General features: G+C 43.6%; 14 protein-coding genes (1 of these 14 cut by a window edge). 3 read left to right on the top strand and 11 right to left on the bottom strand.

Translation table 11 applies throughout. From position 1 onward, the window contains the following. The 3 genes in view from trkH to pepQ are tightly spaced (at most 36 nt apart) and all read right to left on the bottom strand, a layout consistent with a single transcriptional unit that may run on beyond the window. Positions 1–1,063, bottom strand: the 5' portion of a protein-coding gene (gene trkH / locus WDV74_RS03150; RefSeq protein ID WP_338884550.1) for a Trk system potassium transporter TrkH. Its footprint begins 389 nt before the window's first position; 1,063 of the gene's 1,452 nt are visible here — the first part of the coding sequence; it begins with the start codon at positions 1,061–1,063; the stop codon falls past the left edge of the window. A gap of 36 nt (positions 1,064–1,099) precedes the next feature. Next, positions 1,100–1,711: an IMPACT family protein gene (locus tag WDV74_RS03145; protein ID WP_338884548.1), complete on the bottom strand. Its 612-nt coding sequence runs from the start codon at positions 1,709–1,711 to the stop codon at positions 1,100–1,102. Beyond that, positions 1,711–3,045: a Xaa-Pro dipeptidase gene (gene pepQ, locus WDV74_RS03140; RefSeq protein WP_338884546.1), complete on the bottom strand. Its 1,335-nt coding sequence runs from the start codon at positions 3,043–3,045 to the stop codon at positions 1,711–1,713. The genes WDV74_RS03145 and pepQ overlap by 1 nt, the downstream gene beginning before the upstream one ends. Positions 3,046–3,318: 273 nt before the next feature. Here pepQ and fadB point away from each other — a divergent pair, with 273 nt between their 5' ends. Beyond that, positions 3,319–5,505 carry a fatty acid oxidation complex subunit alpha FadB gene (fadB, locus tag WDV74_RS03135; RefSeq protein WP_338884545.1) on the top strand — a complete coding sequence of 729 codons (2,187 nt, stop codon included), beginning with the start codon at positions 3,319–3,321 and terminating at the stop codon, positions 5,503–5,505. Between the two features lie 11 nt (positions 5,506–5,516). Further along, positions 5,517–6,680, top strand: coding sequence for an acetyl-CoA C-acyltransferase FadA (fadA, locus tag WDV74_RS03130; protein ID WP_338884544.1), 1,164 nt, complete (start codon positions 5,517–5,519; stop codon positions 6,678–6,680). A gap of 179 nt (positions 6,681–6,859) precedes the next feature. Here fadA and fre read toward each other — a convergent pair whose 3' ends face one another. Further along, a complete protein-coding gene (fre, locus tag WDV74_RS03125) occupies positions 6,860–7,561 on the bottom strand; it encodes an NAD(P)H-flavin reductase (RefSeq protein ID WP_338884543.1) in 702 nt (233 codons plus the stop codon). A 10-nt stretch (positions 7,562–7,571) separates the two neighbouring features. After that, positions 7,572–9,044: a 4-hydroxy-3-polyprenylbenzoate decarboxylase gene (ubiD, locus tag WDV74_RS03120; RefSeq protein WP_338884542.1), complete on the bottom strand. Its 1,473-nt coding sequence runs from the start codon at positions 9,042–9,044 to the stop codon at positions 7,572–7,574. Positions 9,045–9,299: 255 nt separating this feature from the next. On the opposite strand from ubiD, the gene rfaH reads away from it, so the two are divergent. After that, entirely contained in the window at positions 9,300–9,788 is a 489-nt protein-coding gene (rfaH, locus tag WDV74_RS03115; RefSeq protein ID WP_338884541.1) for a transcription/translation regulatory transformer protein RfaH, read from the top strand. A 53-nt stretch (positions 9,789–9,841) separates the two neighbouring features. On the opposite strand, the gene hemB is transcribed toward rfaH, so the two are convergent. The 6 genes from hemB to WDV74_RS03085 form a co-directional block, all read right to left on the bottom strand. Continuing rightward, complete coding sequence (hemB, locus tag WDV74_RS03110) at positions 9,842–10,858, bottom strand: porphobilinogen synthase (protein WP_338884539.1); 1,017 nt, start codon at positions 10,856–10,858, stop codon at positions 9,842–9,844. 117 nt (positions 10,859–10,975) lie between these two features. After that, positions 10,976–11,764, bottom strand: a complete 789-nt coding sequence (tatC, locus tag WDV74_RS03105; protein WP_338884538.1) for a Sec-independent protein translocase subunit TatC — start codon at positions 11,762–11,764, stop codon at positions 10,976–10,978. 3 nt (positions 11,765–11,767) lie between these two features. After that, complete coding sequence (gene tatB, locus WDV74_RS03100; RefSeq protein ID WP_338884536.1) at positions 11,768–12,190, bottom strand: Sec-independent protein translocase protein TatB; 423 nt, start codon at positions 12,188–12,190, stop codon at positions 11,768–11,770. 3 nt (positions 12,191–12,193) lie between these two features. Beyond that, positions 12,194–12,460 (bottom strand): Sec-independent protein translocase subunit TatA, encoded by a 267-nt coding sequence (gene tatA, locus WDV74_RS03095; protein WP_338884535.1) that lies wholly within the window; start codon positions 12,458–12,460, stop codon positions 12,194–12,196. Positions 12,461–12,593: 133 nt separating this feature from the next. Further along, positions 12,594–14,231 (bottom strand): ubiquinone biosynthesis regulatory protein kinase UbiB, encoded by a 1,638-nt coding sequence (ubiB, locus tag WDV74_RS03090; RefSeq protein WP_338884533.1) that lies wholly within the window; start codon positions 14,229–14,231, stop codon positions 12,594–12,596. Continuing rightward, positions 14,218–14,886, bottom strand: a complete 669-nt coding sequence (locus WDV74_RS03085) for an SCP2 domain-containing protein (RefSeq protein ID WP_338884531.1) — start codon at positions 14,884–14,886, stop codon at positions 14,218–14,220. The genes ubiB and WDV74_RS03085 overlap by 14 nt, the downstream gene beginning before the upstream one ends. Between the last annotated feature and the right edge of the window lies 1 nt (position 14,887).

The raw sequence follows: 14,887 nt of genomic DNA, 5'->3' as shown, positions 1-14,887 counted from the left end.
TGAGACCGCCTCCCGTTGAACCCGCACATCCCCCTATAAATGCAGAACATAGCAGCAGAAAAGGCAGAAAAAGAGGCCAATTGGCAAAAGAGTCCGTTGTAAATCCGGCTGTTGTCGCCATGGAGACAACTTGAAAAAAAGCGTGATTCAACGCTTCCCATACTGATTCATAAACGGAATGTTGCCATAATATCAGCATACAGATTGCCAATAGTGCCAACTGGATAGTAATGAACATCCGAAACTCTGGATCACGCCAATACACGTTCAAGCTTCGTCCAGAAAGAACCGCGAAATGCAAACCAAAATTACAGCCCGAAATCAATAAGAAAATGGCAATAATCGTGTTGATGGCTGGGCTATTGAAAAAACCGATACTGGCATCATGGGTAGAAAATCCACCAATAGCGATGGTAGAAAAGCTATGAGAAATCGCATCGAACACCGGCATCCCCGCAGCCCACAATGCCAGGGCACAGGCAATGGTCAACAAGACATAAATCAGCCAAAGCGTTTTTGCCGTTTCTGCAATACGAGGACGCATTTTATTGTCTTTTAACGGCCCTGGCATTTCTGCACGATAAAGCTGCATTCCCCCCACACCAAGCAGAGGTAAGATCGCCACAGCCAAAACGATAATCCCCATCCCCCCCAACCATTGCAACATTTGTCGGTAGAACAAAATAGCTTTGGGAAGGGAGTCGAGACCAACAAGTGTCGTCGCGCCAGTGGTCGTTAAGCCAGAAAATGATTCAAAAAAGGCATCTGTGACTGAAAGATTGGGTTTTTCAGAGAAAATGAATGGCAATGCACCCACACTTCCCAACACAGTCCAAAATAGGACAACAATCAAAAAGCCCTCTTTCGGCTTAAGCTCAGATTTTTGTTCGCGATTAGGTACCCACAATATTAAACCAATGACGAGAGCAAAGATGAATGTCTGGCTAAATGCCCTGCCTGCGCCATCGCGATAGATCAATGCGACCAGCCCCGGAATAATCATTGTGACAGAAAAAAGAATGACAAGTAGTCCAACAATACGGGTTATGGCGCGAAAATGCATTCGGCTGGTTCCTTAGAAATCCGATATGAAGAATAGTTATGATTTTGGTGTTAAAAACAAAGCACCACGGCTCAAGTCCCGTAATTTATCACCTATCTCACCAACAAGGGTAGCTGGCAGCGAGACTTGCAACGTGACATTTTCAGCATAATCACTGGCGAGCACCTGCCCAGAAAATTGGTGGAGCAACTGTTCTACCATTGAAATATGCGAATATTCACACTGTAACTGGTATAACTTCTGCGGTACTTTGTATTCGGTTTGCAACAACTTCAGAGCTTGTTGTACCCCATTGCCGTAAGCTTTGACCAAACCACCCGTACCAAGTTTTATGCCACCAAAATAGCGAACAGATACAGCGGTAATTTCCCCCAGACCACTTCCGATTAACTGGGCAATCATCGGCTTGCCAGCGGTTCCGGTAGGTTCGCCATCATCAGAAAACCCTAACTGTTGGGAATCATCCGGCGCTCCTGCCACAAAAGCCCAACAATGATGCCGAGCATCAGGATATTGCTCTTTAATGCTTTGGATAAATAACTTAGCCTCATCCACCCCGCTGGTATGCTCCAGCAGGGTAATGAAACGACTCTTTTTTATTTCTTCAGTAAAGCTGACTGAAGCCGCAGGAATTAAATAAGGCTTCATTACGATAATTGTAATTCTCTGGTCATATTTTCAATTTTTCCATCGTGAATAACGATGTTATCTTCAATACGAATACCACCATAAAGTTTCAACATTTCAATTTTTTTCCAATCAAAATGTTGACGATATTCGCTTTCACGCCACTGCGCTAATAATGTTTCAATGAAATAGATCCCAGGCTCAATGGTCAAAACCATTCTTGGCTCCAGAATACGGGTGCAGCGCAAATAAGGATGCTTCTCCGGTGCTGCCAGATGAGTTCCGCCATCATCTTGCATAAACCCAGCCGCATCATGCACTTGCAAACCTAAAGGATGGCCGAGTCCATGTGGGAAAAATGGCGTCGTCAATCCTGTCTCAACCATACCTTCTTCACTGATCCCATGAACAATATCATGTTTTTTCAGTATCCTGGCTATACGTTGATGCATATTAATATGGTAGTCGGTATATCGAACTCCCGTTTTAATTGTGCCAATGAGCGCCTGTTGTTCTTCATTCAAATCCTTTATCAGTGAAGCGAAATCGTTATGAGGTTTTGCTGCATAGGTTCTGGTGATATCCGCGGCATAACCATGATATTCCGCTCCCGCATCAATCAAGAAACTGCGTATTTCCGCAGGAACCCTCTGCTGTAATTTGTTGTAGTGCAAAACAGCCGTATTTTCATTCAGGGCAACAATATTATCATAAGGAACATCGGTATCACGGTGCCCTGTTGCCATCAGATAGAACATATTGATTTCAAATTCGCTCACACCAGACAAAAATGCATCATAGGCTGCCAGATGACCATTAACGGCGGTTTTCTGGGCCTCACGCATACAAGCCAATTCATAATCTGTTTTATATGAACGGTGATAATGCAAGTAGTCCAAGACAGCTTTTGGGTTGATATTGTGCTCAAGAATACCCAAGGATTTAGCACGCTCCGTTTGTTCACCAATATAAGCAGTGTTCTGTTTTGATAATCCATTCAGTTTAATACTGATATCTTCAGCTTTTGCCAAATGAATCATTTCTATGACTTCAGTCCAATAGCCACTAGGTAGTGGCTCTACGCTGTGCCAGTAGTCTACTGGTGAATAAAACCAGAGCTTAGGTTTATTGACACCATCAATCCACAACCAGCAATTAGGCACTTTGGTCACAGGTACCCAAGCCTTAAAGTGTGCATTTACCTTAAACGGATAATGGCTGTCATCCAGAAAAACCCGTAATGATTCGCCTGAATGAATAAGCAAGGCGTCAAACTGAGTTCGTTCTAAGATTTCTCGGGCACGTTTTTGTAAGGTTTTAATATGTTCTTGGTACAGAGATGCCAACTTTTCCATCTTAATTAGCCTTTTGATTTTTTGGCAGGAGCTTAAATATTACCACAATTCATTATCGTCGGAGCTATCACGCAAAAAACGCATTCTCTACAACTAAACTAATATAGTTATATTTTTCAAAGCATTAACAAAATACATTGTTCTCTGCCATAAATCTTACCTGTGATCCGCCCTACAAAAAATTAATCATCAGTTTGCATTAAATTAACACAGTAATCACAATCAACCACATCTGGTCATACCAGATGGTATGCACTCATTGAGGAGAATGACATGCTCTACCTAAGTGAAACTATTCAAGTAAAATGGCTAAAAGATGGCATTGCTGAACTCATTTTCAATGCACCGGCTGCAATTAATAAATTAGACACAAAAACGGTCACTTCACTGGATAAAGCCGTTGCAACCCTTGAGCAAGAGACTAAACTAAAAGGGTTACTGCTACGCTCTGAAAAACAAGCTTTTATTGTTGGTGCTGATATCACAGAATTTTTATCGCTATTCAATGCACCAGCAGAAAAACTGCACGAATTACTGAATCTCGCTAACAATATCTTTAACCGTATAGAAGATCTTCCGGTTCCGACTATCTCTGCTATCAATGGCTATACCCTTGGCGGTGGCTGTGAATTGGTACTTTCAACAGATTTTCGTATCGCATCCCCCGATCTTCGCATTGGATTACCAGAAACTAAATTGGGCATTATGCCGGGATTTGGGGGTTCTGTTCGCCTGCCACGCTTGATTGGCACAGATAATGCTCTCGAAATCATCTCCGCAGGAAAAGATATTGGTGCTGAAGAAGCGCTGAAAAATGGCTTGGTCGATGCCGTCGTTTCTGCTGAAAAACTGGTTGATTCTGCCGTTTCAGTTCTGGAACAAGCCATTCGAGGAGATTTAGATTGGCAAGCCGCCCGTCAGCCTAAATTGTTGCCTCTGACTCTCAATGAGATCGAACGTACCATGAGTTTCACCGTAGCAAAAGGTATGGTAATGAAGGTTGCTGGCCCGCATTATCCAGCACCAATCACAGCGGTAAAAACCATTGAAAAAGCCGCTACACTCGGTCGCGATGAAGCCTTAAAACTGGAATCAGCCAGTTTTGTATCATTAGCGCACACCTCTGTCGCTCGTGCGTCAGTCGGCATCTTCCTGAATGAACAGTATGTTAAAGGGCTAGCGAAGAAACACCTACAAACCGTTACAACCCCTGAACATGCGACTGTACTGGGTGCTGGTATCATGGGGGGAGGGATTGCCTATCAATCAGCGCGCAAGGGTATTCCTGTCTTGATGAAAGATATTAATCAAAAAGCGCTGGATTTAGGTATCAATGAAGCGGCCAAGTTGCTGAATAAACAGTTTGAACGGGGACGTTTAGATGCCATGAAGATGGCCAAAATTCTGGCATCCATCCAACCAACCCTGAATTATGCGGGTATTGAACAATCCCAAGTTGTTGTTGAAGCTGTAGTTGAAAATCCTAAGATTAAAGCTGCGGTTTTGGCAGAAACAGAATCACATATCAGCGATGACTGCATTCTGACTTCCAATACCTCCACTATCCCAATCACTGAATTAGCAAAATCGCTAAAACGCCCGGAAAACTTCTGTGGTATGCATTTCTTCAACCCAGTACATCGTATGCCATTGGTTGAAGTCATCCGTGGAGAAAAAACTTCAGAGAAGACTATTGCAAGCGTTGTCGCCTATGCCAGTAAAATGGGTAAAACACCGATCGTTGTTAATGACTGCCCTGGCTTCTTTGTAAACCGCGTGTTGTTCCCTTATCTGGCTGGTTTTGGCATGTTGCTACGGGATGGGGGCGATTTCCGCCAAATCGACAAAATCATGGAAAAAGAATTTGGCTGGCCAATGGGTCCTGCATATCTCATCGATGTTGTCGGTATTGATACTGCTCACCATGCACAAGCTGTTATGGCTCAAGGTTTCCCAGACCGCATGAGCCGCGATTATCGGGATGCCATTGATGTACTATTTGAAAATCAGCGTTATGGTCAGAAAAATGGCGTTGGTTTCTATAAATATACCCAAGATAAAAAAGGTAAACCAAAAAAAGAGCTGGATGAGACTACCGATCAGTTACTGGCAAGCATCAGCAAACCGAAACATACTTTCTCTGGTGAAGAGATCATTGCCCGAACCATGATCCCAATGATTAACGAAGTTGTTCGCTGCTTAGAAGAAGGTGTCATTGCCAGCCCAGCAGAAGCAGACATGGCACTGGTATATGGTTTAGGCTTCCCTCCATTCCATGGTGGCGTTTTCCGTTACCTGGATACCATGGGAACCGCAGCCTATGTGAAGATGGCAGAAAGTTATGCTGATTTAGGCGCACTCTATCACATACCCGCTGGCCTGAAAGCAAAATCCGAAAGCAATGAAAGTTACTACCCTGCACCGGCAGAACTTGCTATTAATCCAGGTGAAAAAGCGTGAGGTCTGAAAACATGGAAAACGTAGTTATTATTGATGGTATCCGTACCCCAATGGGGCGCTCAAAAGGTGGTGTATTCCGTCAGGTCCGTGCCGAAGATCTCTCCGCACATCTGATGAAGTCAATACTCAAGCGCAATCCTGCCGTTAGGCCTGAAGATATTGATGATATCTCTTGGGGATGCGTACAACAAACACTGGAACAAGGGTTCAATATTGCCCGCAATTCTGCTTTACTGGCGGGCATTCCTCACTCAGTCCCCGCGGTAACCGTTAACCGCCTCTGTGGTTCTTCAATGCAATCATTGCACGACGGTGCCCGCATGATCATGACCGGTGATGCCAGTGTTGTTATGGTCGGCGGTGTTGAACATATGGGACATGTTCCCATGACACACGGTGTCGACTTTCATTCCAAATTAAGCCGTAACGTTGCTAAGGCAGCAGGTGTGATGGGATTGACGGCAGAAATGCTGGCTAAAATGCACAATATTAGTCGTGAAATGCAAGATGAGTTTGCCCTGCGTTCTCATCAACGGGCAGCACAAGCGACTGAATCCAAGGCTTTCGCTAACGAAATCGTTCCTATATATGGACATGATGCTGATGGGAATATGAAACTCGTCGATTTTGATGAGGTGATCCGCACAGATGCTAATCTCAAAGGGTTGGCTGCACTGCGTCCCGTTTTTGATCCTGTCACTGGCAGTGTGACTGCGGGTAACTCCTCCGCGCTTTCCGATGGCGCCTCTGCCATGCTGATCATGAGCGAAAGCAAAGCTAAAGCGTTAGGATTAAAACCTCGCGCCCGTATTCGCTCAATGGCGGTGGTTGGTTGTGATCCTTCGATCATGGGTTATGGCCCGGTGCCGGCCACACAAATGGCCTTGAAAAAAGCCGGCTTAAGCCTGACGGATATTGGCGTCATGGAATTGAACGAAGCATTTGCTGCACAATCCTTGGCCTGCGTAAAGGGGTTGAATCTGCTGGATAGTATGGATGACAGAATCAACCTGAACGGTGGCGCTATTGCTCTTGGTCACCCATTGGGATGCTCTGGTACTCGCATTACAACCACCTTGCTTAACTTGATGGAAAGTAAAGATGTTCAGTTCGGGCTATCAACCATGTGCATCGGGTTAGGCCAGGGTATAGCCACGATTATTGAAAGAGTATAGTCATGAAAATTTGGCTATAAAGCATAGCTGATGATTAACATTGATGACTTTTAAAAATTAACGTTTTTCCCTTGTCTGTCTTATCTATTGCATCACTCTAGTAAGTTGTTGCCATAGTTTCCCGCCTGTCAGGGGCGGGTTTTTTTATTTTTGCGTCTTATTTTTTATCGGCAAATGGCTCAAATAAACTCAAATGCATCCCCATACATGCGTTCGATAGATGCATCACGCTCACTACAGAACCGTTCACGGGCAATTTTAGCCATCTCAAAGCGACCAGCAATGTAGATATCATGGTTTGCCAAACTGCCAAAATCTTCCAAAACTGCACTCAGAACTGTGCCCGTTCTTCCGCGCCAATGTTCATCAACTTGTTCAACCACCGGTACAATGGTCAAATTAGGATAGTGCTCACTTAATGATTGCAATTCCCCCAAATCATACAAATGTTGCAGCTCTCGTCCTCCCCAGTAAATGGAAATTTCGCGATTAGGATTTTGTTCCAATGCAGACAATAAGATAGAGCGTGTATATGAGAATCCTGTTCCACCAGCAATCAATAACATCGGATTTTTGCTGTCTTCACGAAACCAGGCCTGGCCATGTGGAATATCAATATCAATGACTTTCTGATCCAGAATTCTATCCATAACCGCCATCGCATAGAGATTTAGCTCAGAAGTACCAATATGCAACTCAATGATCTGTTTTTCTGATGGTGGTGATGCCATGGAGAAAGGACGCTTATCCCTATCATCCATAATCACCATTAAATATTGCCCCGCACGGAAAGAAAAAGGCGAATCAGGTAATAAACGAACCCGATAAACTGTATCTGTAATGGAGTCAACCGATGTTACTTTACAGCTTAATATTGTCATGCGTTCCCTCTTATCGCTTCAAAATATCTAATTGATCCCAAACTTCATCGACACGGGCCCGAATCTCATCGCTCATCACTATCGGACGCCCCCATTCCCTTTGTGTCTCTCCTGGCCATTTATTCGTTGCATCCAATCCCATTTTTGAACCTAACCCAGAAATAGGGGATGCAAAATCGAGATAGTCAATGGGTGTATTTTCCATTAAGACAGTATCTCTCTGCGGATCCATTCGCGTTGTTATCGCCCAGATGACATCATTCCAATCTCGCGCATTGATATCATCATCACAAACGATAACAAATTTTGTGTACATAAATTGTCTCAGATATGACCAAACTCCCATCATTACTCGCTTGGCATGGCCTGCATACTGTTTTTTGATTGTAACGATAGCGAGTCGATAAGAGCAGCCCTCTGGCGGCAAGTAAAAATCCACAATTTCAGGAAATTGTTTTTGCAATATTGGCACCAAGACTTCATTCAACGCAACCCCTAACACCGCAGGTTCGTCCGGTGGACGCCCAGTGTAAGTAGAATGATAGATAGCATCACTACGTTGGGTAATATGGGTTACCGTAAATACTGGGAACGTATCTACTTCATTGTAATAGCCGGTATGATCACCATATGGACCTTCTGGAGCCATTTCGCCGGGTTCAATATAGCCTTCAAGGATAATTTCAGCACTGGCCGGTACTTCCAGATCATTAGATATACATTTAACAACTTCCGTTTTATGTCCCCGTAATAATCCAGCAAACGCATATTCAGACAAGGTATCAGGAATTGGGGTAACCGCTCCCAATATCGTGGCAGGATCGGCGCCCAATGCAACGGACACGGGAAAACGTTCTCCTGGATGTGCCTGACACCACTCCTGAAAATCAAGCGCACCGCCACGATGTGATAACCAGCGCATAATCAGTTTGTTTTTTCCCAATACCTGTTGGCGGTAGATCCCCAAGTTCTGGCGCTCTTTATTAGGCCCCTTAGTCACCGTCAACCCCCAGGTAATCAAAGGGGCGACATCTTCTGGCCAACAATGCATAACTGGAATACGGGTGAGATCCACCTCATCTCCTGCCCAAATTTGTTCCTGACACGGCGCAGAGCTGAGGCGTTTAGTTGGCATATTCAAGACCTGTTTGAACTTAGGCAGTTTATCGACCAAATCACGAAAGCCTTTTGGCGGCTCAGGCTCTTTAAGGAAAGCTAATAGCTTCCCAACATCATGCAGTGCCTTAACATCATCCTGCCCCATACCCATGGCAACACGCTTAGGTGTGCCAAATAAGTTGCACAAGACAGGCATCGAATATCCCTTAGGGTTTTCAAATAATAAGGCGGGACCACCGGCACGAAGAGTACGATCTGCGATTTCAGTCATTTCCAGGTATGGATCAACTTCCATACGAATTCGTTTTAATTCACCTGATTGTTCTAACAAGGAAAGAAAGTCTCTTAGATCGCGATATTTCATAGTGTTCATTCATGCCGATTTTCAAGGAGGGAAAGCCATTATAATCCCTCCCATGAGGGTTACAAGGAAAACTCATAACCTGCTAAAACACAATGAATTTAGTGTAATAATTAATACATAAATTTTTGCTAGAAATAGGCACAATAGAATATAAAAAAATACGGCTTACACTTTAAGTAACGTGTATTTTTACTGATGACCCTATAGTACTGGTTTTGTTATGCTAGACATTCTACGCAATGGAGTCTAAATATTATGGGAAATTGGTATCTTCTTTACTGTAAACGTGGGCAAATCTCTCGAGCAATAGAGAATTTAGAGCGACAAAACGTAACTTGCTTAACACCTACAGCCAAAATTGAAAAAATCATCCGAGGTAAACGAACCACCGTTACTGAACCACTGTTTCCCAATTACCTGTTTGTTCATTTTGATCCTGAAGTTATTCATACTACGACAGTTAACTCAACACGTGGTGTAAATCATTTCGTTCGATTCAGCACTTACCCTACCATTATTCCACAAACATTAATTGATGAATTAATGTCTGTTACTGAGCAAGAATATATTGCACCAGAAACCCCAAATACGGGTGATACTGTCCTGATCACCGAGGGAATTTTCGAAGGAATTCAGGCAATTTACAACGAACCGGATGGGGAAGCCCGTTCCATTCTCTTGCTAAATATTCTCAACAAAGAAGTTTCTAAAGTTTTAGATAATAAATATTTCATCAAAATTTAATCAATAAACGGGCAAAATTGCCCGTCTTTAATATCCCCTGGCTATTACAATAATCAATATTTTTGTTCATGTAACCACTGCGCTACACGCTTGGCAAAATAGGTCAGAACGCCATCTGCTCCCGCTCGTTTGAAGCATAATAATGATTCCATAATCACGGGCTGCTCTTTCAACCAACCATTTTGAATGGCCGCCATATGCATGGCATATTCACCCGAAACCTGATAGGCAAATGTTGGCACACCGAAAGTATCTTTTACCCGGCGAATCACATCCAAATATGGCATACCAGGTTTAACCATAACGCTATCTGCACCTTCCTGTAAATCCTGTGCAATTTCCTGCAAGGCTTCATCACTGTTTGCAGGATCCATTTGATAGGTCATCTTATTGCCACCTTTCAAGTTACCGCTGGTACCAATCGCATCTCTAAATGGCCCATAGTAACAAGAGGCATATTTGGCAGAATAAGCCATGATTTGGGTATTCACATACCCCCCCATCTCAAGCTGATCGCGAATAGCACCAATACGGCCATCCATCATATCACTTGGTGCGACAATCTCAGCCCCAGCTTCAGCATGGGATAATGCTTGCTTCACCAGAATATCTTTGGTCACATCATTGATAACATAGCCATCCTGATCAATAACACCATCTTGACCATGGGTAGTAAATGGATCGAGCGCTACATCCGTCAACAGCCCCAATTCAGGAACAGCATCTTTCAGGGCACGAACAGCACGCTGGATCAAGCCATCTGGATTATAAGCTTCTTTCGCATCCAGCGATTTCTTATCCGCTTCAATGGCTGGAAACAGGGACAAAACAGGAATACCCAGTCGGGCAATCTCTTCTGCTTCTTTCAGCAAAAGATCGATTGTCAGACGATACACTCCTGGCATTGAAGGCACTTCCTGACGCTGATTTGTTCCTTCCATAACAAATACAGGATAAATCAGATCATTAACAGTAAGTTGATTTTCAGCAACTAAGCGGCGGGAAAAATCATGACGGCGCACACGGCGCATACGACGACCGGGAAATACCCCCGGAAATACATAGCTCATATGGTTCTCCTAATGTAAAACCCAGCGACAAAGCGCTGGGTTAGTCGTCATCGTTTCATGATAATGATATTAACACCATCAATCAGTTCACGATAATTATGAATGTCTGGTATCAGATTATTTTTTAAAATTGTCACCAATATCACTGTCTGCTTTATCTTCTGGGTTGATAAAATTACGCCGTCCCCATTTACCAACATAGAACTGCGAAAGTACAATTCCCAGTTCAAATAGCAAATACATGGGAACAGCCAGCAGAGTCTGGGAGAAAACATCAGGTGGTGTTAACAACATCCCAACCACAAACGCCCCAACTAAAATATAAGGACGTTTTCTCTTTAGTGATTCTGGCGTCACAACCCCACTCCAACACAGCAAAATAATGGCAATAGGGATTTCGAATGAAACCCCAAAAGCCATAAATAGCGCCATGACAAAGCTTAAATAATTGCTGATATCCGTCGATATTACGACCCCAGCTGGCACCGTATTGATAAAGAAACCAAATGCTATGGGAAAAACGACAAAATAGGCGAATGCCATTCCCAGATAAAATAATATGCTACTGGAAAACAGCAGGGGCATAATCAAACGGCGTTCGTGTTTATACAATGCCGGTGCAATAAATGCCCATACTTGATAAAGGATCATCGGTGCCGAAACAAAGATAGACACCATAATGGTCAGTTTAATTGGGGTAAAGAAAGGTGATGCAACATCCGTTGCAATCATATTGGCGCCTTTAGGTAATTGCTCCATTAAAGGCGCTGCAATAAGCCGATAAATGTCATTGGAAAAATAAACTAATGCCAGAAATACTACCAGCACGGTAATTAGACTATTTAAAATCCGCTTACGCAGTTCAATCAGATGACTGATAAGAGGTTGGGTATTATCCACAGACATGTTTCAGTGTTCGCCATTTGCTTGTTCAGGAAGTTTTCTTTTCTGCTGCTCTGGTATTGTGCTCGATTGGGACCCAGAAGAATGAAAATGCGTTTCGTCTTCCTCCAACTCCCTCATTTCATCCGGTTTCAACTGATAGGTATTTTTCAATGATTCAGCCGCTTCCTTCAACTCCTCCATTGAGGCTTTCAGTTCTGGCGAAAGTGATTGCAGGTCAGCTTTTTCTTCCATTTTTTTCAGTGTGTCCTGAAGCTCTTGCAATTTTAGTTCTTGAGCAAGTTCATTCTGAACGTTAGCTGCCAGCGAGCGCAATACGCGAATCCATCCAGCCACTGTTTTGACCGCGATAGGCAAACGCTCCGGCCCCAAAACAACCAAGCCAATGATCATCACTAACAGTAGCTCACTAAAACCAATGTCAAACACGGTTTATACCTGCTCTTTGTCTTTACTTTTACTCTCTGATTTTTCAGATTGCGCAACCGTGGACTTTTCAGTCAGGTTTTTAGTTTCAAACTCGGCATCCTGACTCATTTTCTCCGGCTGCTGTGACTTTTCATCATCACTCATTGCCTTTTTAAAGCCCTTTATGGATTCACCCAAGTCCGAACCCAAGGTACGAAGTTTATTAGTACCAAACAACAGTACGACAATGACGGCAATGATGAGCAATTGCCAAATACTTATACCACCCATACTGACCTACCTCTATTCATCAGAATATGACTCGTGATTTAATTATAAACGACGAACTTGATGTTCAAAAATAATGCAATCATATCAAGGTTCGTGGCAAAATTACCTTCATTTAATATTCATCATTACTGAATTATTGAAGTTTACTTAAATGACGCCAGCCCAATCCCCATGATGCAATGCCGACCCCTATCATTCCCCATGCCAGGTGTTTCTGATCTATAATGAAAAACAAACTACCACAGATAAAGAGAGTTGCACCAATCCCCAATAAATAAAGAGACTTGCGTTGTTTGAGCTGTTGTTGCCTGAATTGTTGCGATATCTGATCAATGCTGCTCTGCAAACGTCGGTGCTGCTGAAGCGAGCCATATACCAGTTCGGGAAGCTCTGGTAACTTTTCCGCCCAATAAGGCGCTTTTTCTTTAAAGGCACGCACAATAGCGGGAAGCCCAACCTGGTTATGCAACCAATCTTCCAGAAAAGGTTTTGCTGTTTTCCACAGATCAAGCTGAGGATAAAGTTGGCGCCCCAAGCCTTCAACATACAACAACGTTTTTTGCAGCAGAACCAACTGGGGCTGAACTGTCATATTAAAACGGCGGGCGGTATTGAAAAGGTTTAGCAGAACATGCCCAAATGAGATTTCAGCCAGTGGTTTTTCAAAAATGGGTTCACAGACGGTACGGATAGCAAATTCGAAATCTTCCACATTGGTATCTGCCGGCACCCAACCAGAATCGACATGCAGTTCAGCAACCCGACGATAATCACGATTAAAAAAGGCAATGAAATTTTCTGCCAAGTAGCGTTTATCATCTTTATTCAAAGAGCCAACAATACCGTAATCGATACCGATATAAGTAGGATCTTCTGGTTTGTCATAACTGACGAAAATATTACCGGGATGCATATCCGCATGGAAAAAACTGTCACGAAATACCTGGGTGAAAAACACCTGAACGCCACGCTCAGCCAACAATTTCATATTGGTGTTCTGTGCCTCTAACGCCGCAATGTCTGACACAGGAATGCCATAAATGCGCTCCATCACCAAAACATTTTCTCGGCAATAGTTAGGATAGACCTCTGGCACATAGAGCATAGGACTATCTTCAAAATTGCGCCGCAATTGAATCGCGTTTGCAGTTTCACGCAATAAATTCAGCTCATCAAGCAGGGTTTTTTCATATTCTCTGACAACTTCACGCGGACGAAGACGACGACCATCAGGTAAAAGAGGAACCAAATTTGCCAGACGATACATTAACCGCACGTCAGCTTTAATTACAGGCAGAATATCCGGGCGGATCACCTTGAGGACAACCTCTTTGCCATTTTCCTTCAGTCGGGCAGTATGTACCTGAGCAATAGACGCGGAAGCCAGCGGTTGTGGATCAAAATCCTCAAACCACGTTTCCAGTGCTCCCTCTAAAGCCGTTTCAATCGATTTTCGTGCCACCGCACCATCAAAGGGAACTACCCGATCTTGTAACATCGAAAGTTGATCTGCGATGGCAGGTGGAAACAAGTCACGACGTGTGGAGAGCATCTGGCCAAATTTGATCCACACTGGGCCGAGTTCTTGTAATGCTAAACGCAAACGTTCGCCGAGAGGTTTATCCTTATGCTTATTAGGTATCCAAAACAGGAAATAACGCCCAAAACGCAACGGCCATGTCAAACGAATATTCGGGATGAGTTCATCCAACCCGTAAGAAAGAAAGACCCGGATGATAAAGTAAAGTCGTCTAATTTCACTGGGTGTCATGTTTTTCCTCCAGTGCCGCCAACCGTTTTTCGAATTGGTTTATCTGATTGGCAACGGCATTAACTTCCTCACTGAAATAGGCCACTTCCAGCGCACTGGGAACCATTTCCCATTCTTCCGTCAATGATTCGGTGAAATGCGTTTTCTTCTTTGCAATGGTATTGCTGGCAAATTCAAAACTTTTCTTCACCATCCGGGTGATGCCTTCTGCGACAATATCACCAACATAAGGGGAGAGGTAATGCGCAGGATCCCACTCTGACATATCCAGCAAAGCAGACCATTGTTGAATCACCTGCATATCCCCTTCAATGACAATTTCACCACGGTTAATCAAGGCTGAAAGGCACTGGCGATCCCGTAGCTTGAGTAATGCAGGGAGCGTTGCTTTCATCGAGCAATCCACAGGTTCCGACCATTGGCTCAAAACATCCACTTGTTTCTCACTGAATATCAGTATCAAGGGAGTTTCGATTTCTTTCAGTTTAATGGACAGTATCTTACCTGCTAGTCTCAAGCGGGCAGGTTTTAATACAGCTTCTCGATATAAAAGACGATTCAAGGTTGTTTCCAGAAAGGCCGTTACTACCGGAAACAACACTTTTTCATTTGAGATCGCAAAAGCCATATTATGGCTTGATGAGGGTATTTCCATC

Origin of the sequence: Xenorhabdus sp. TH1 (genome assembly GCF_037260955.1) — a bacterium.
In the GTDB taxonomy this organism is placed as follows: domain Bacteria; phylum Pseudomonadota; class Gammaproteobacteria; order Enterobacterales; family Enterobacteriaceae; genus Xenorhabdus; species Xenorhabdus griffiniae.
This window is presented reverse-complemented; position numbering and strand designations above follow the sequence as displayed.